This window comes from Stenotrophomonas sp. NRRL B-14846 (assembly GCF_050473585.1).
Taxonomy (GTDB): Bacteria; Pseudomonadota; Gammaproteobacteria; order Xanthomonadales; family Xanthomonadaceae; genus Stenotrophomonas.
Window position 1 is genome coordinate 3,782,659 of record NZ_JBFLUN010000022.1, and the last position, 14,615, is coordinate 3,797,273.

Below are 14,615 nucleotides of genomic sequence, written 5' to 3' on the forward strand. Positions count from 1 at the left end.
ATTCTCCGAAACCGAGGTTATCCGAAGATGAACCCCGCGGCGTGAGGATCCGTCCTCAGGCGCGGTCGCCAAAATACTCGCGGCACCACTGCACCACAGGTGGCAGGCCTTCTTCGATCGGGGTCACCGCGTCGAAGCCGAATGCGTCATGGGCACGCCGGGTATCGGCCATCGTGCGCACCATGTCGCCGGGCTGCATGGGCTTGTAGACCTTCTGCGCGGGGCGGCCTGCGGCCTGCTCGATCACGCTGATGAAGCGCTCCAGCTCGACCGGCGTATGGTTGCCGAGGTTGAACACCCGGTGCGGCACCGGACCATCGGCCGGATGCGCGAGCGCGCCGAAGATACCGGCCACGATGTCGGAAACATGTGTGAAATCGCGCTGCATGCGGCCTTCGTTGAACACGTCGATCGACCGCCCGGCCAGCACTGCGCGCGAGAACAGCAGCGGTGCCATGTCCGGCCGGCCCCACGGGCCATACACGGTGAAGAAGCGCAGGCCGGTGGCATGCAGGCCGTACAGCTGCGCGTAGGTGTAGGCCATCAGCTCGTTGGCGGCCTTGGTCGCCGCGTACAGCGAGCGCGGCTGGTCCACGCGCTGGTCCTCGGAGAACGGCGGCGTGGCCGAATCACCGTAGACCGAGCTGCTGGAGGCATACACCAGGTGCTGCACGCCACGATGGCGGCACAGCTCGAGCATGTTGACGAAGCCGACCAGGTTGCTGTCGACGTAGGCATGCGGGTTTTCCAGCGAATAGCGCACGCCCGCCTGCGCGGCCAGGTGGATCACTGCGGTCGGCTTCACCTCGTCGAACAATGCGGCCAGGCCTTCGCGGTCGGTCAGGTCCAGCGTGCGCAGGTCCAGCGCCGGGCACAACGCAGCCACGCGGTCGCGCTTGATCTGCGGGTCGTAGTAGTCGTTGAAGTTGTCCAGGCCGACCACCGGCTGGCCCGCCTCCAGCAGCGCGCGGGCGGTGTAGGCACCGATGAAGCCGGCAGCGCCGGTAAGCAGGATCGTCATTGCAGTTGCCTGGAAATCAATGAGTACAGGGGCAGAGGATACGCTGCGGGCTCAGAACAGCCCGAAACGCTTCCTGGCCACGTTGGTTCGGCCGGGTTCGATCACGTCCTGGATGTTCTTCGCATCGAAGCGGTCGAGCAGCGCCTCGGCGCCCTTCTTCAGCTTCAGGTCCATCTCCTCCGGGTACAGCGGCATCAGGGCCATGAAGGCGATGGTCCTGCCATCTTCCAGCACCAGCTCGGCGAATTCTTCCGGGGTGGTCACCGGCGGCAGCACGATGGCGCCGTCGAAGCCCACGCCCGGCGCATAGGGCTCGCTGGGATGACCATTGGGAATGGTGTGGCCGAAGCCCAGCCAGGTGTCGTACTCGTGCGGCAGCCGGGCCATGCCCTTCAGCAGGCGCACCGGCCAGTAGTTGCGCTCGTCCTCGAAGGCGTCCTGCGAGATCGGCCAGTCGGCCGGCAGGGTCACCATCAGCTCCATGTAGCGCGGCACGTCCGCATCCACCTCGGCGGGCACGGTCATCGGCAGATCGCTCATGCCGGAGGTCACCAGCCGCAGATACGGGAACTGGTCGGTGGCCGGCACCACGTGCACGTCGATGTGCACCAGGTCGGAGATGATCTCGTGGAAGACGCCGGACACCGGGCCCAGGTGGCGCTCGATGTGCGCGCCGATCGCCTCGATGTGTTCTTCGCCCTGCGGCGGGGTGAAATCCTTCTGGCGGCTGTGCACCAGGATCGGGCTGCCGCCCGGGCTGACGTCGTCGAATGCGTTGCTCATGTCCTGCTCCCTGGATGAGGCCACGGGCCGGAAGGCAGTACATCCCACGGCGCGCGCGGCGGTACGTTCCCTGTCATTTGCGGGACACGGCAGGAACGGGCCGCGCCCCCGGTCACTGCGCTGGGCTCAGCCCTGGCGCGTACGCAGCTTTTCCAGCACGCCGTCCAGGGTATCCAGGTCGGTGTAGTGGATGATCAGCTTGCCCTTGCCGCCGCGACCATGGTTGATCGCCACCTTGGCCCCCAGGGCTTCGGACAGCTCGGTTTCCAGCGAGGCGATGTCGGCCTGCTGCACCTTCGGCGTCGCCACCGGGCGGTTGCTCGGCACCTTGCCGGCCGCAAAGGCCTGCGCACGACGCTCGACCTCGCGCACCGACCAGCCTTCATCGGCCGCTTCCTGCGCCAGCTTGCCGGCCAGCTCGGGGGCCAGGGTCAGCAGCGCGCGGGCGTGGCCCATTTCCAGGCGGCGGGTTTCCAGCAGCAGGCGGATCGCCACCGGCAGCTCCAGCAGGCGCAGCAGGTTGGACACCGCCGCGCGCGAGCGGCCGACGGCCTCGGCGGCCTCGGCATGGGTCAGGGTGAACTCGCTGATCAGGCGCTGCAGCGCCTCGGCTTCTTCGAGCGGGTTGAGGTCTTCGCGCTGGATGTTCTCGATCAGCGCCATCGCGATGACGGTGCGGTCTTCCAGCTCGCGCACCACCACCGGCACTTCGTCCAGGCCGGCCAGCTGCGATGCGCGCCAGCGGCGTTCACCGGCGACGATTTCGTAGTTGCCCGCCGGCAGCTGGCGCACCAGGATCGGCTGGATCACGCCCTGCGACTTGATCGAGTCGGCCAACTCGGACAGCTTGCCCTCGTCCATCTCGCGGCGCGGCTGGTACTTGCCCGGCTGCAGCTGGCCCACGGCCAGCTTGCGCAGCACTTCACCCGGCAGCGGTTCGATCACCGCGGTGGTGGCCTGCACCTGGCTGACCGCCCCCTTGGGACCCAGCAGGGCATCCAGGCCACGGCCGAGGCCTCGCTTCTTGGCTGCCGGCTTGCTGCTGGTCATCAGACGGTCTCCACGGCCTTGGCGGCCTTGTTGCGTTCGTTGTTGCGGCGGATGATCTCGCCGGCCAGGCCCAGGTAGGCCACGCCACCGCGCGAGGCGCGGTCGTAGCCGACGATGCTCTGGCCATGGCTGGGCGCCTCGGCCAGGCGCACGTTGCGCGGCACGATGGTGCGGAACACGCGGTCGCCGAAGTGCTCGGTGAGCTCGGCCGAGACCGCGTTGGCCAGGTTGTTGCGCACATCGAACATGGTGCGCAGCACGCCTTCGATCTCCAGCGCCGGGTTCAGGCTGGTGCGCAGCGCCTCGATGGTTTCCACCAGCGCGCTCAGGCCTTCCAGCGCGTAGTACTCGCACTGCATCGGCACGATCACCGAGTCGGCGGCGGCCAGCGCGTTGAGCGTCAGCAGCGACAGCGCCGGCGGGCAGTCGATCAGGATGTAGTCGTACTCGTCGCGGATCGGCGCCAGCGCGCGCTTCAGGCGCTGCTCGCGCTCGCTCTGGCCCATCAGCTGGATCTCGGCGGCGGTCAGGTCGATGTTGCCGGGCAGCAGGTCGTAGCCCTCGGCAGTCTGCACGCGCACATCGGCGGCGCTGTTCTCGCCGAGCAGCAGGTCACAGGTGGAGGCGGCCAGCTCTCGTTTGTCCACGCCACTACCCATGGTCGCGTTGCCCTGCGAATCCAGGTCGACCAACAGCACGCGCTTGGGTGCGTTGGCCAGGGAAGCGGCCAGGTTGACGGCGGTCGTGGTCTTGCCGACGCCACCCTTCTGGTTGGCGATGGCGATGATGCGGGCCATGCGGGTGTGCCTCGTCGACGTGTGCTGGGACCGGTCATTATGCGTACAACCGGCCCCTTGCGGAAATCGTGAATCGCCAACCCGTTGTTCCACAAGGGGCTGGCGGCGGGAATCAGGGGCCTGTAACAGTGACCAGGTGGCGTTCGCCGGCCAGGCCGGGCACGCTCAGCGGGGTCACCTCGCGCACCTGCCAGCCGTCCGGCAGCTCCGCGATCTCTTCATGCGGGTAGACGCCCTTCATGGCCAGCAGCACGCCACCGGGGCGCAGCAGGTGGCCACCGACGCGGACGATGCCGGCCAGGGTATCCATCGCGCGCGCGGTCAGCTGGTCGTAGCGGCCGGCCTCGTCCAGCGCCTCGGCGCGCGATTCGGCCACGCGGGCGTTGCCCAGGCCGAGCTGGCGCACGGCCTCGCGCATGAAGCGCGCCTTCTTGCCGTTGCTCTCCACCAGGGTGACCTGCAGGCCCGGGCAGGCGATCGCCAGCGGGATGCCGGGCAACCCGGGGCCGGTGCCGAGGTCGGCCAGGCTGCCATCGGCCACGAACGGCTGCATCGCCAGCGAATCGAGCAGGTGGCGGGTGACCATCTCCTGCGGATCGCGGATGGCGGTGAGGTTATAGGTGCCGTTCCAGCGGTGCAGCAGGGCCAGGTAGCGCAGCAGCGGCGGCGCCAACGCGGCGTCCAGGCCCATGCTGGCCAGGCCCTGTTCCAGCGTGGCAGACACGCTGGCGGGAAGTGGGTGTTCGCTCATGCCGCCATTATCGCCGGTTTTGCGCGCTGATTCCCCGCTTCAGTGTGGATACCAGGCCAATGCCGCACGGAACTGGCCGGTGGCCTGCCATTCGTGCAGGTGCCAGCGCGCGGCCTCGCCCAGTTCCGGGTCGCACCAGCGCAGGTGCAGGGCGCCATCGGCCCCCGGCGCCAGCTGCAGGCGGTGCAGGCCGAACGAGATGCCCTGCCCGTGCGCCTTCAGCATCGCTTCCTTGGCGCACCACACGCGGAAGAACCAGTGCTCGCGCCCGGCCTCGTCCAGGCTTTCCAGCCAGGCCACCTCCTCGGGGTGGAAGAAACGCTGCACGATCTCCAGCAGGCGGGCCCGCGGCCGCAGCAGCTCCAGGTCCACGCCCAGCCGCACACCCTCGCCCAGCGCCACCAGCAGCACCTCGCCGCTGTGGCTCCAGCCGGTGCCGTAGTGGGCCAGCGCACCGCTCAGCTCTGGCCGGCCCTTGTCATCACGGACCAGTGGCAGCGTCTCCGGGTCGGCGCCCAGCGCCTGCGCCAGCACCTGCCGCGCCTGCGGTTCGCCGCGGTGGCCCGGCACGTGCGGGCGCCGCCAGACCGTCACCGGGCCGAAGCGCCACGGGCCGTCGAGGGTGGCTGGCAGGCTCATCCGCACGCGCCCGTCACGCAATTCCACGACGGGTTCACGGCCATGCGCGTCAACTGGTCACAGTTCCCCACCGGAGGTTCGATCATGGGCATCATCATCTGGCTGATCGTCGGCGGCATCGTAGGCTGGCTGGCCAGCATCATCATGAAGCGCGATGCCCAGCAGGGCATCATCCTCAACATCGTGGTCGGCATCGTCGGCGCGCTGATTTCCGGCTGGCTGTTCGGCGGCGGCATCAACGAAGCGATCACCATCCGCACCTTCCTGTTCTCGCTGATCGGTGCGGTGATCCTGCTGGCGATCGTCAACCTGTTCACCCGCAAGAGCATACGGTGATCTGAGGGTAGTGCCGGCCGCTGGCCGGCAGATGTTTCAGAACGGGCCCGGCAATCGTCGGGCCCTGTTCGTTCAACCCAACTGCACCCATGCCGGCGCGTGATCGCTCGGCCGTTCCCAGGTACGCGGCTCGCGGTCGATGCCCGAGGCCACCGCACTGCCCTTCAGCGCGTCAGAGATCAGGGTCAGGTCGATGCGCAGGCCCAGGTTGCGGCGGAAGCCGGCCGCACGGTAATCCCACCAGCTGAACACACCGGCCTCGTCATTGTGCAGGCGGAAGCCATCGTGCAGGCCCAGCTGCAGCAGCTTGTTGAGCGCGCCGCGCTCGGCGGTGGAGGTCAGGATGTGGTTCTCGTTCCACACCTCCGGGTCGTGCACATCGCGCGCGTCCGGGGCGATGTTGAAATCGCCCATCACGATCAGCTTCGGGTGCCGCTGCAGTTCTTCGGCGATCCAGGCATGCACCGCCTCCAGCCAGCGCAGCTTGTACTCGTACTTGTCGGTGCCGATGTCCTGGCCGTTGACCACGTACAGGTTGATCACCCGCAGGTCGCCGAAGGTGCCGGCGATGGCGCGCTTCTGCTCGTCCTCGAAGCCGGGAATACCGATCTGCACGTCCTGCGCCGGCTCACGCGACAGCAGCGCCACGCCGTTGTAGGTCTTCTGGCCGGCGAACACGCTGCGGTAGCCCGCGCCGATCAGCGCCGAATCGGGGAACTTGTGGTCCTCCAGCTTGGTTTCCTGGATACCGACGATGTCCGGGCCGAACTCCTTGAGCCACTGCTCCAGGTGCGGCAGGCGGACATTGAGCGAATTGACGTTCCACGAGGCGATCTTCATGGGGGCATTCTACCCGGGTGTGCCTGGGTAGAGGCCGCCCCTGGTCGGCGCTTCGGGCCCACGCGTGCCAACCAAGGTTGGCACCCACCGGTAGTGCCGGCCGCTGGCCGGCAACCCCATGAACCGTCGGCAAGACCCTGCAGTTGCCGGCCAGCGGCCGGCACTACCGCAAGAGGAACTTCAACAACCCCGCAATCTTCGAATACGGCGGTCGCAGCCGGTCGCTGGCTGCCCAGCGCGACTGCCACAGCACCGGCAGCCGCTTGCTCATCGCATCGAACCCGGCCCGGCCGTGGTACGCGCCCATGCCGCTGGCGCCCACGCCGCCGAACGGCAGCCCGTCGGCAGCGAAGTGCAGCAGCGTGTCGTTGACCGTCACCCCACCGGCCACCACCTGGCCGAGGATGCGCTCGACCGTGGCCCGGTCATGGCTGAAGGGATACAGCGCCAGCGGCCGGTCGCGGGACAGCACATCGGCCAGCGCGCCGTCCAGGTCCGGGTAGGCGCGCACGGGCAGAATCGGCCCGAAGATCTCCTCGCGCATCAGGTCCAGGTCGTCCGGCGGGTCCAGCACCACGGTCGGCACCAGCAGGCGCTCGCGGTCGGCGCGCGCCTCATCCACCTGCGCCAACGGAATCACCGGCACGCCACGTTCGCGCGCCTGCGCCAGATAGCCCTGCAGGCGCCGGTACTGGCCTTCATTGATGATGCGCGTGTAATCGTCGGCATCGCTGAAGTCGCCGTAGCGCTCGCGTACCTGCTGCTGCAGCGCCTGCACGAACTCACGCTGGCGCGCGGTGTCGATCAGCACGTAATCCGGCGCGATGCAGGTCTGCCCGGCGTTGAACCACTTGCCGGTGGCCAGCCGTGCGGCAGCCTTGTCCAGCGGGAAATCGCGGCAGACGATGGCCGGCGACTTGCCGCCCAGTTCCAGCGTGACCGGCACCAGATGCTCGGCGGCCGCGGCCATCACCTTGCGGCCAACGGCCGTCGAGCCGGTGAACAGCAGATGGTCCAGCGGCAACGACGACACCGCCGCGGCCACGTCCGCCCCACCCTGCACCACCGCCACCCGATCGGGCGGGAACACGCTGGCCAGCAGATCGGCCAGGAACGCGCTGGTGCGCGGCGTGTGTTCGGAGGGCTTCAGCAGTACGTGGTTGCCGGCGGCGATGGCGGTGGCCAGCGGCACCAATGCCAGCGTGACCGGGTAGTTCCAGGGGGAGATCACCCCGACCACCCCCAGTGGCGTCGGCCGCAGTTGCGCGCGCGCTGGCCACAATCGCCAACCGGCGCCCACCCGCTGCGGCTTCGACCAGTGCCGCAGATGGCGGCGCAGGTGGTCGATGGCCGACAGCACGCTCATGCCATCGGCCAGCTTCGATTCGGTGTGGGCGCGGTGGCCGAAGTCCTCGGCGATGGCCTCGGCCATTTCGTCCAGACGCGGCTTCAGCGCCTCGCGCAGGCGGCGCAGGTCAGCTTCGCGCTGGTCGAGCGTGGGCCGCTGCGACTGCCAGGCGCTGCGCAGGGTGTGCAGGATGGCGGGGAGGTCGGCTGGGGCGATGGTGGTCATGGGCCGATTGTAGAGTCGAGCCGTGCTTGGCTCGCATGCCAACCTTCACGCCGTGGCGCGTGGCCTCATTCGGGAACTTCGCCACCAACGTGCATGCGTGCACCCATTCCCAATGAACGCGTCCATCACCGGGCCTTCTGCTGGTCGGTGCGCTCTGCCGGGCATGACTGCGGCTCTGGCAACTCAAGCGGGATCTTGATCGGGTACTCGGGGCTGCCGTAGGCATAACAGGAGGTGGTGACCTGAATGTCATCACAGGGCAGGAAATGTACGGTGATGCCGCAGACGTCTTGGTCGGTGTAATCCGGGACGGGGACGACTTTGCTGTGCCTGCGCTTCTGCGCGAGGATTTTTTCTCTCCAAGCCTCAAACTTCAGCCGATCTCCAAATCCAGGAAAGTCAATTGTGCTTCCGGCACCCGTTTCCCAGTCAACCCGCACCGTCAGGCCGGGATGCCAGTGTTCTGGTGCGCCGTAGCAGCAGGCTCCACCCCCGCCTTGATACGGGCCAATGATGTCAACGGCTGAACGGCCATCGACACTGAGCCGGTTGATCGCCCAATGGGTGTGGTTGACGCCATAGATCGCACTGGCATCCACAGCGTAGGCAGATGAGAGCAGAGGTGGGCCAGCAAGAAATGCAAGCAGCACACGCTTCAAAACAAGCATCACTGAAACTCCATGATGTATAGCCCTCATTTCTTGTCGGAGGGCACCAATGCCCTACTCAGGCGCAAACTCCCGCCTCCAGTCACGCAGCATCTCGATCTCCCTCGCGAGCAGACCGACCTCTGCCCACGGAACGTCCAGCAATACTTCGTCCGTCGCCGGAAACTTCCGCAAAGGAGTACCTGTGTTTCCTGTGAAGAAGTGGGGCATGAAGCAGTACGGCGCGTCTCCACGCTGGCTGGCTGGGCGTCTTCACCAACGTTGCAAATACCGCATTCAACGGCACCTTCGGCTTGGCGCCTGAGCACCAGGGATGCGAGCTGAAAGCATCCGGCACCTGTGCGCCCAACCGCTTGAATTCCGCGACGCTGGACACCTTGCCCAGAGAGAAACGGCGCACCTGCGTCTCATCGTCTTCCAATCCGGTCTCGACCAGCCACCCCCAATTGTCATGCGCCGTACCGCCGTAGTCGCAGGTCACCAATGTTGCGTTTGGTACTGCGTTGTTCCAGGACAGCCAGACCTTGTTCGTTCCGCACGCTGCTTTGATCACCGGTGACCTTTCCTCGATCTGCACGCTGCCTTGGCGCGTCTCGCTGATGAGCGCTTTCACAACACGGTGGTCGCGTGCCAACCCGGCCGGATCACGCGACCTCCACGTCCACTCCACGGGCAGATGGCGTCGGCACTCCTGGGGGTTCAGTCCCACCCCGAAGTAATAGTCACCGCGAAAGAAGAATGCGGAGCAGGTTGCTTGCCACCCGGTGCCACAATTGACCTCCGGATAGTCCGGATAAGCCGGCCAAGGCCGCAGGTACTCTCCGTCCAGCGGGACCCACCCTGCGTCAAGCAGCAGCCTGCGTACCTGTGTGTACTCCATGCCTTCTCGCACGCCAGTCACCTTGTCGGCTGCTGCACGCTTCGCGGGCGTCGCCGGTGATGCCGCCGCCACGACGGACACTGCAACTAGAAGAAGGCCGAACATGATCTGCTCTGGTTGGATGGCTTCTTCATGCTAGTTGGCGCGTGGACGCATTGCCCGGATTCGAGCCATACGCGCCACAGATTGTCGGATTCGACCAGGAGCGCCCTCCCACTCCTCGCCAATCACGTCATCTCGCTCCAGAGCGATGGGAAGATGTGCAAATTCGTACTTCTTTCATGGCCGAGCGGCTCCATTTCCACCAATGTATGCGTCTGACGCGCTGAAGAGCAGGGTGTAATGCGAGGAATAGCCGCAGTTCTAGCTGGCTTGATGCTGATCGTCTTCTCTGCCGGAGCCTCAGCCCCACCTATTGACTACGAGAAGGTTCGTATGGCTGGCGTCCAAAGAATGACGGGCCACTGGGTACGTTACATCATGCTTAGCGGGGACTCGCCTTGCATCACGGTTCAGATTTTCAAAGCCGCGAACATGGAAGGACTGGTTCGCCAGAAGACAATCTGTTCGCTTGGGGAGATGCATTTTCACCGTGACTTCGCGTTTGTCGACGTGTGGAGGGTCGACTTTGAGCCAGACCGACTATCACTGGAGATCGAATTCATCAAACTTCGCGGTAGCGGCCATGAAGTGAGACCTTGTTCAATTGAAATCGGAAATGGGTCTATCGGAGATCTGGAATGCTCACGCGAGTATGGAAGCGTCTACTACTGACCACGCCTTGGCTTGTTATTTACGCAGCGTCATCCCTGTCGAGCAGCCCCGTCAATGCCAGGGAGCGGCAAATCGACTACCCAAAAGTCACGAAGGCCGATGGAGAAATTGTAAAAGAGCGCTACTTCAGGTATCTCGTAATCGCCGATGATCCATGCCTGACAGTTCAGTCCTTTAGACTCGGTCATCCAGGCAAAGCCCATCGCGAGAAATTCATCTGCTCGCTCGGCAAAGCGCGATTTGATCGCGACTTCGCATTGGTCGACTTCAAGACACTCGGTTTCCACAATGACCGTCTGAGTGTAGAAGTCGAATTCATTCCCTCACGAAGGGGACGTAAGGCGGTCAGGTGGTGCTCCATCGCCCTGCAGCCTGATTCCATTGGCGATCTGGTGTGCAATCGATGATGGTGGCTCTAGCGATGGCCGCAGTACTGTCTCTGTCTGCGGCGTCGACTGCACCGCCGCCGCCCCATGCCCATTTCGCGCTGGATGCAGAGCGAGAGTACATTCCGATGGCGGGCGACAGCCTGGCGTCGCTTGTGGGCGAGCTGGACGGCGAGCCCACCTCTGGCGTCACCATCGATCCGGTGCTGGCTGCATTGGAGGAGCGACTGAACCGCATCTCATGCAAGCCAACAGAGCCCGATGACGCGCGATCGCTGCCACGTGACGTCACCTGCAGCGCACCTGATGCAGAGCGCCTCTTTCCCTACTACGCGATCCTGCGGCGGGCAGAGACACCAGCAGAGCACGATAGTCGGGGCGGTCGATTTCTGGATGCCTATGTCACATTGCTCAAGGATGCACCGGATGTCGCCCTCACGCGGCCACGCAAAAATGAAGCGGTGGACGGGCTGTTGCACTTGCTCTTTCCGTTCGAAGCCTGGAACAAGAGGCTAAACATCCCTCGCAATCAGGTGCACCTCCCATTTGTTCCTGTATGCAACCTCGTTGTCGCTCGCGCTGCGCGTTGCCCGGGAGCCGACCAGTTGCGCAGGCAGATCCGCCAGGCAGGCGATGAGAGCGCGCAGCGTCGGTTCTGCATCGAAGCGTTTTCAAGGCGACAGCTTGAGCTGAGCGATGGATGCTCGGAGCAGCACGTCCTGCGGTCGGGGTCGGAGCCCTTTCGCATGCGAAAGGGATCTGACCCCAAAAACAGGGAAACAAAAGGGCCGCGGTCTGCACCGCGGCCCCTGAAACCCGGTGGGTGCCGACCGTTGGTCGGCACGCCGGTTACTTGGTGATATCCACGTCCTTGGTCTCGCGCAGGAACAGGCCGCCGATCACCACCGACATCAACGCGATGATGATCGGGTACCACAGGCCGTAGTAGAGGTTGCCGGTACCGGCCACCAGCGCGAACGAGATCGCCGGCAGGAAGCCACCGAACCAGCCGTTGCCGATGTGGTACGGCAGCGACATCGAGGTGTAGCGGATGCGGGTCGGGAACAGTTCAACCAGGTAGGCGGCGATCGGGCCGTAGACCATGGTCACGTACAGCACCAGCAGCCACAGCATGAAGATGGTGCCGGCGATGTTGATGCGGGCGCCATCCGCCTTGGCCGGATAACCGGCGGTGGTCAGGGCGGTCTTCAGTTCCGCACCGAACGCATCGGCCTTGGCCTTGCCGTCTTCCTTGGTCAGGCCGGCGGCCTCATACGAGGTGACGCTGGCGCTGCCCACGTTCACCATCGCCAGCGAACCGGCGGCGGCGGGCTGCACGTCGTACGGCACACCGGCCTTGGTCAGCGCGGCGGTAGCCACGTCGCAGGAGCTGGTGAACTTGCGCAGGCCGACCGGATCGAACTGGAACGAGCAGGTGTTCGGATCGGCCACGACCAGGGCCGGCGAGCTGCTGCGGGCTTCTTCGATGGCCGGGTTGGCGAAGTGGGTCAGGCCCTTGAAGATCGGGATGTAGGTAACAGCCGCCAGCAGGCAGCCGGCCAGGATGATCTTCTTGCGGCCGATGCGGTCGGACAGCCAGCCGAAGAAGATGAAGAACGGCACGCCCAGTGCCAGCGCGGCCGCGATCAGCAGGTAGGAGGTGGTGGCATCGACCTTCAGCATGCTGCTGAGGAAGAACAGCGCGTAGAACTGGCCGCCGTACCAGACCACCGCCTGGCCGGCTGCGGCACCCAGCAGAACCAGCAGCATCAGCTTCAGGTTGCCGCCCTTCAGGCTGTCACGGAACGGCGTCTTGGAACCCTTGCCCTCGGACTTCATCTGCTGGAACAGCGGCGATTCGCTCAGCTGCAGACGGATCCACACCGACACGCCCAGCAGCAGGATCGAGACCAGGAACGGAATGCGCCAGCCCCAGGCTTCGAAGGCTTCGTTGCCGAGGAAGTAGCGGCAGGCCAGGATGATCAGCAGCGACATGAACAGGCCGAGCGTGGCCGTGCACTGGATGAAGCTGGTGTACAGGCCGCGCTTGTCGTCCGGCGCATGCTCGGCCACGTAGGTGGCGGCACCGCCGTACTCGCCGCCCATCGCCAGGCCCTGGGCCAGGCGCAGGATGATCAGGATCACCGGAGCGGCGAAACCGATCGAGGCGTAGTTGGGCAGCACGCCGACCAGGAAGGTCGAGATGCCCATGATCAGGATGGTGACCAGGAAGGTGTACTTGCGGCCGATGCGGTCGCCGAGGCTGCCGAAGAAGGCCGCGCCGAACGGACGCACGAAGAAGCCGGCGGCGAACGCCAGCAGGGCGAAGATCATGCCCGTGGTTTCATTGACGCCACTGAAGAACTGCTTGGCGATGATGGCGGCGAGCGAGCCGTACAGGAAGAAGTCATACCACTCGAACACCGTGCCGAGGCTCGAGGCGAAGATGACTTTCTTGTGGCCCTTGGTCAGGGTGCCCGCCGCATTGTGCGGGCTTGATGCAGTGCTGGACATGGGACGTTTTCCCTTTGTAGATGCCGACCTGGATCGGTGGGTGCCGACCGTTGGTCGGCACTCAATTCGGTAGATGCCGACCTTGATCGGCACTCAATTCGGTAGGTGCCGGCCGCTGGCCGGCACGCTCTTAGAAGCTGTACTTGGTGGTGAACTGCAATCGGGTGATGTCACCCTTGTTTCCGTTCTCCACTTCGCGACGGCCATACATCAGCTCGGCACCGATATCGACCTTGGGCAGCGGCGAATAGAAGATGTTGCCGCGGATGCTCTGCACGCTCTTGGTCACCAGAGGGCCGAGGATGCTGTCGTTGTCGTAGTCGCTGCGCGCGTAGATCAGGTTGGTGCGCAGCTTCGGCGAGAACGCATGCCGCCAGCCCACGTAGCCGGCAAGCACGCCGGTCGGGTTGAGCTCGTCGCGGGCCACGTCGTAGGCGCTGTCGGCGGTGATGCCCAGGCCGATGTAGCGGGCGATGCCTTCGCCGCCGGTCAGCTGGTAGTGCAGCGAATCGCTGTCACCCATCACCCACTTGCCGCCCAGGGTCAGGCCGCCAGCCACCTTGTCGGCCTTGGCGCCGGTGGCCTGGTTGTCGACCTTCAGCTGACGGACGATGCCGCCGACACCGAAGGTGCCCCAGTCGCCTTTCCAGCCGTAACGCATCGTCAGATCAGGCAGGCTGCCACGATCGGAGTTGGCGCTGGTGTTGGTCCAGGCGCCGGTGACCGGGTTGCGGGTACCGGTAAGGGTGGTGGTTTCCGGGTTTTCCAGCGCGACGCTGAAGCCGCCCTGGGTGTAGCGCACCTGGGCCTGGCGCACGAAGATCACGCCGTCGGTGGGGCCGACGAAGTCGACCGCTTCGGGCAGTGCGGCCGCGTCCATGAAGTTGGACCAGGTCTGGCCGGCCAGCCAGTTGTTCCAGTACATGTAGGCGTGGCGCAGGGTCACGCCATAGGTGTTGGTGGCGGTCTGGTTGCCCAGCGAGTTGCCGAAGAAGTCCATCTCGAAGAACGCACCGGCCTTGTTGCCCGATTCGCTCACATTGTCGATGCCCAGGTTGAAGCGCGAGAACTTGGCGTGGGCGTTGAAGTCGGTACCCGAACGCTTGCCGCTGCCGCCGGCGCCTTCCACCGGGGTCTGGCCCGGCAGGTACAGCGAGCGGCCGGTGGCGTCGTCGGCCAGCTGGCCATCGCTGGTCTGGGTGGCGAGGAAATCGGCCTTGATGAAGCCGCCGATCTTGACCGTGGTGCCCGGCGCGGCGCCCGGGGTGATGGTGGTGACCTGGATCGGCTGCTTGCCCGCCGGCACCGAGGCGAGCGGCTTCTGCTCGGCCTGCACCGTGCGGACTTCGGTCACCGCCTGCTGGGTCTGGCTGATCTGGGTCTGTTGTTGTTGCTGCGAAGACAGCAGCAGCTGGACCTGGCGTTCCAGTTCGGCAACGCGTGCTTCCAGTGCCTTCTCTTTGGCGGTCTCTGCGAACGCCATGCCCGGTGCGACCAGGGCGACCAACAGGCAGGCCGCCAAAGGTTTGCGCACGGCTTTCAACGTACGGTGGCTCATGTTGCCCTCTCTCCCAAGTGGCAAGGTGATGCCGCGCGTGGGGCA

Annotated in this window: 15 protein-coding genes; 3 read left to right on the plus strand and 12 right to left on the minus strand. The window is 65.4% G+C overall.

Annotation, left to right across the window (positions count from 1 at the left end; translation table 11 throughout):
• Window positions 1-55: 55 nt before the first annotated feature.
• The 6 genes from AB1281_RS19640 to AB1281_RS19665 form a co-directional block, all read right to left on the minus strand.
• The gene (locus AB1281_RS19640) at window positions 56-1,021 is read right to left on the minus strand and encodes an NAD-dependent epimerase/dehydratase family protein (RefSeq protein ID WP_430346757.1); all 966 of its coding nucleotides are present in this window, start codon (window positions 1,019-1,021) and stop codon (window positions 56-58) included.
• 51 nt (window positions 1,022-1,072) lie between these two features.
• The gene (locus tag AB1281_RS19645) at window positions 1,073-1,804 is read right to left on the minus strand and encodes a suppressor of fused domain protein (RefSeq protein WP_075675828.1); all 732 of its coding nucleotides are present in this window, start codon (window positions 1,802-1,804) and stop codon (window positions 1,073-1,075) included.
• Between the two features lie 126 nt (window positions 1,805-1,930).
• Window positions 1,931-2,854 (minus strand): ParB/RepB/Spo0J family partition protein, encoded by a 924-nt coding sequence (locus tag AB1281_RS19650; RefSeq protein ID WP_008267278.1) that lies wholly within the window; start codon window positions 2,852-2,854, stop codon window positions 1,931-1,933.
• Window positions 2,854-3,651, minus strand: a complete 798-nt coding sequence (locus AB1281_RS19655) for a ParA family protein (protein ID WP_005411653.1) — start codon at window positions 3,649-3,651, stop codon at window positions 2,854-2,856. Before AB1281_RS19655 ends, AB1281_RS19650 begins: the two co-directional genes overlap by 1 nt.
• 112 nt (window positions 3,652-3,763) lie before the next feature.
• Complete coding sequence (gene rsmG / locus AB1281_RS19660; RefSeq protein WP_049442096.1) at window positions 3,764-4,402, minus strand: 16S rRNA (guanine(527)-N(7))-methyltransferase RsmG; 639 nt, start codon at window positions 4,400-4,402, stop codon at window positions 3,764-3,766.
• Window positions 4,403-4,441: 39 nt separating this feature from the next.
• Complete coding sequence (locus tag AB1281_RS19665; protein WP_014038974.1) at window positions 4,442-5,041, minus strand: 4'-phosphopantetheinyl transferase family protein; 600 nt, start codon at window positions 5,039-5,041, stop codon at window positions 4,442-4,444.
• Between the two features lie 84 nt (window positions 5,042-5,125).
• Between AB1281_RS19665 and AB1281_RS19670 the strand changes: the two genes are divergently transcribed.
• Window positions 5,126-5,377 (plus strand): GlsB/YeaQ/YmgE family stress response membrane protein, encoded by a 252-nt coding sequence (locus AB1281_RS19670; RefSeq protein WP_005411656.1) that lies wholly within the window; start codon window positions 5,126-5,128, stop codon window positions 5,375-5,377.
• A gap of 72 nt (window positions 5,378-5,449) precedes the next feature.
• Here AB1281_RS19670 and xth read toward each other — a convergent pair whose 3' ends face one another.
• The 4 genes from xth to AB1281_RS19690 all read right to left on the minus strand — a co-directional run bounded on the left by xth (window position 5,450) and on the right by AB1281_RS19690 (window position 9,443).
• Window positions 5,450-6,217, minus strand: a complete 768-nt coding sequence (gene xth / locus AB1281_RS19675) for an exodeoxyribonuclease III (protein WP_430346758.1) — start codon at window positions 6,215-6,217, stop codon at window positions 5,450-5,452.
• Between the two features lie 163 nt (window positions 6,218-6,380).
• Window positions 6,381-7,790 (minus strand): coniferyl aldehyde dehydrogenase, encoded by a 1,410-nt coding sequence (locus AB1281_RS19680; RefSeq protein WP_430346759.1) that lies wholly within the window; start codon window positions 7,788-7,790, stop codon window positions 6,381-6,383.
• Between the two features lie 125 nt (window positions 7,791-7,915).
• A complete protein-coding gene (locus tag AB1281_RS19685; RefSeq protein WP_430346760.1) occupies window positions 7,916-8,458 on the minus strand; it encodes a DUF3304 domain-containing protein in 543 nt (180 codons plus the stop codon).
• 82 nt (window positions 8,459-8,540) lie between these two features.
• The gene (locus AB1281_RS19690) at window positions 8,541-9,443 is read right to left on the minus strand and encodes a hypothetical protein (protein ID WP_430346761.1); all 903 of its coding nucleotides are present in this window, start codon (window positions 9,441-9,443) and stop codon (window positions 8,541-8,543) included.
• Between the two features lie 635 nt (window positions 9,444-10,078).
• On the opposite strand from AB1281_RS19690, the gene AB1281_RS19695 reads away from it, so the two are divergent.
• Complete coding sequence (locus AB1281_RS19695) at window positions 10,079-10,519, plus strand: hypothetical protein (RefSeq protein WP_430346762.1); 441 nt, start codon at window positions 10,079-10,081, stop codon at window positions 10,517-10,519.
• Window positions 10,520-10,533: 14 nt separating this feature from the next.
• Window positions 10,534-11,358: a hypothetical protein gene (locus tag AB1281_RS19700; RefSeq protein ID WP_430346763.1), complete on the plus strand. Its 825-nt coding sequence runs from the start codon at window positions 10,534-10,536 to the stop codon at window positions 11,356-11,358.
• On the opposite strand, the gene AB1281_RS19705 is transcribed toward AB1281_RS19700, so the two are convergent.
• Together AB1281_RS19705 and AB1281_RS19710 are read right to left on the minus strand one after the other, a co-directional pair.
• Window positions 11,348-13,012, minus strand: a complete 1,665-nt coding sequence (locus tag AB1281_RS19705; protein WP_049446920.1) for an MFS transporter — start codon at window positions 13,010-13,012, stop codon at window positions 11,348-11,350. The two genes, AB1281_RS19700 and AB1281_RS19705, sit on opposite strands and share 11 nt — an antisense overlap.
• Before the next feature lie 130 nt (window positions 13,013-13,142).
• Window positions 13,143-14,570 carry a DcaP family trimeric outer membrane transporter gene (locus tag AB1281_RS19710; RefSeq protein WP_430346764.1) on the minus strand — a complete coding sequence of 476 codons (1,428 nt, stop codon included), beginning with the start codon at window positions 14,568-14,570 and terminating at the stop codon, window positions 13,143-13,145.
• Window positions 14,571-14,615 lie beyond the last annotated feature (45 nt).

Bases quoted from the DNA above. Each gene is read 5' to 3' on its own strand.
- AB1281_RS19640 (WP_430346757.1), bottom strand. From the start codon at position 1,021: ATGACGATCCTGCTTACCGGCGCTGCCGGCTTCATCGGTGCCTACACC.
- AB1281_RS19645 (WP_075675828.1), bottom strand. From the start codon at position 1,804: ATGAGCAACGCATTCGACGACGTCAGCCCGGGCGGCAGCCCGATCCTG.
- AB1281_RS19650 (WP_008267278.1), bottom strand. From the start codon at position 2,854: ATGACCAGCAGCAAGCCGGCAGCCAAGAAGCGAGGCCTCGGCCGTGGC.
- AB1281_RS19655 (WP_005411653.1), bottom strand. From the start codon at position 3,651: ATGGCCCGCATCATCGCCATCGCCAACCAGAAGGGTGGCGTCGGCAAG.
- rsmG (WP_049442096.1), bottom strand. From the start codon at position 4,402: ATGAGCGAACACCCACTTCCCGCCAGCGTGTCTGCCACGCTGGAACAG.
- AB1281_RS19665 (WP_014038974.1), bottom strand. From the start codon at position 5,041: ATGAGCCTGCCAGCCACCCTCGACGGCCCGTGGCGCTTCGGCCCGGTG.
- AB1281_RS19670 (WP_005411656.1), top strand. From the start codon at position 5,126: ATGGGCATCATCATCTGGCTGATCGTCGGCGGCATCGTAGGCTGGCTG.
- xth (WP_430346758.1), bottom strand. From the start codon at position 6,217: ATGAAGATCGCCTCGTGGAACGTCAATTCGCTCAATGTCCGCCTGCCG.
- AB1281_RS19680 (WP_430346759.1), bottom strand. From the start codon at position 7,790: ATGACCACCATCGCCCCAGCCGACCTCCCCGCCATCCTGCACACCCTG.
- AB1281_RS19685 (WP_430346760.1), bottom strand. From the start codon at position 8,458: ATGCTTGTTTTGAAGCGTGTGCTGCTTGCATTTCTTGCTGGCCCACCT.
- AB1281_RS19690 (WP_430346761.1), bottom strand. From the start codon at position 9,443: ATGTTCGGCCTTCTTCTAGTTGCAGTGTCCGTCGTGGCGGCGGCATCA.
- AB1281_RS19695 (WP_430346762.1), top strand. From the start codon at position 10,079: ATGCTCACGCGAGTATGGAAGCGTCTACTACTGACCACGCCTTGGCTT.
- AB1281_RS19700 (WP_430346763.1), top strand. From the start codon at position 10,534: ATGGCCGCAGTACTGTCTCTGTCTGCGGCGTCGACTGCACCGCCGCCG.
- AB1281_RS19705 (WP_049446920.1), bottom strand. From the start codon at position 13,012: ATGTCCAGCACTGCATCAAGCCCGCACAATGCGGCGGGCACCCTGACC.
- AB1281_RS19710 (WP_430346764.1), bottom strand. From the start codon at position 14,570: ATGAGCCACCGTACGTTGAAAGCCGTGCGCAAACCTTTGGCGGCCTGC.